Raw genomic sequence first — 710 nt, 5'->3', positions numbered from 1 at the left:
TGGTGGTGTCGGACATGGTGATTGCCTCCTCATGGGCGGTGGTGGTTTCCGGGATTGATGTCCAGCCCGGACCTGGGGCTTCGGTGGTGGTGAGCTCGTCACGGGCGTAGCCGTGACGCTCAGCCGCGCGGGCCTGGTGCTCGCGGATGGCCTTGGCGACCGCGGCCAGCTGCGCCGGCGTCGCGGTGCGTTTGGGGACCGCGAGGCGGGAGTCGTAGAGGTAGGTGAGCAGTCGGCGGCCGAATCGTTTGGTCTCGGTCTGTGCGACTGGGGCGTGTCCGCCGGGGGCCAGGCCCGCCGCCCGGAGTTGGCGGCGGGTCATCAGATGGGCGGGTGCGGTCTTCCATGCGTAGATCTGCGGTTCGGCTGTCTCGGAAGCGGTTTCCAGCGGTGCCACGATTGCCCCTCGGATCTCGTGACAACCGTCAGAGCCCGAGACCGCTGCCCTGGTCCGGGCCGCGGTGGTGGGTTTGCTGCACACCGGATCCGGGGGCGGTCTGGCGGGTGCGGTCCTTGCCGTCGAATCCGGCGACGGCGGGCGAGGGGCCTTTGTCGTTGCGCGGCTTGACTGCCTCGCTCGGGGGTTTGGCGCGCCCGCCCTCGGCGGCCAGGCACTGGCGGATCTCGTCCTTGGTCAGTCCGGCCTGCCGGTAGTTGTGCTCCAGCAGCGCCCGGCGTTCGGGGCTGTCGTAGGCGGGTGGGCCGGGGTT

At 70.7% G+C, this 710-nt stretch carries 1 protein-coding gene and 1 pseudogene; both read right to left on the bottom strand.

From position 1 onward, the window contains the following. Nucleotides 1-397 (bottom strand): RRQRL motif-containing zinc-binding protein (locus A5780_RS07945; RefSeq protein ID WP_064908132.1); only part of this gene is annotated, 397 nt, incomplete at its 3' end. Nucleotides 398-425: 28 nt separating this feature from the next. Then, nucleotides 426-710 (bottom strand): annotated as a pseudogene (locus tag A5780_RS40765) (hypothetical protein); the annotation flags it as partial.

Origin of the sequence: Nocardia sp. 852002-20019_SCH5090214 (assembly GCF_001665865.1) — a bacterium.
GTDB classification, from domain to species: Bacteria; Actinomycetota; Actinomycetes; order Mycobacteriales; family Mycobacteriaceae; genus Nocardia; species Nocardia nova.
Note: the sequence above shows the minus strand (reverse complement) of the source record. Positions and strands in the feature narration are given on the sequence as shown.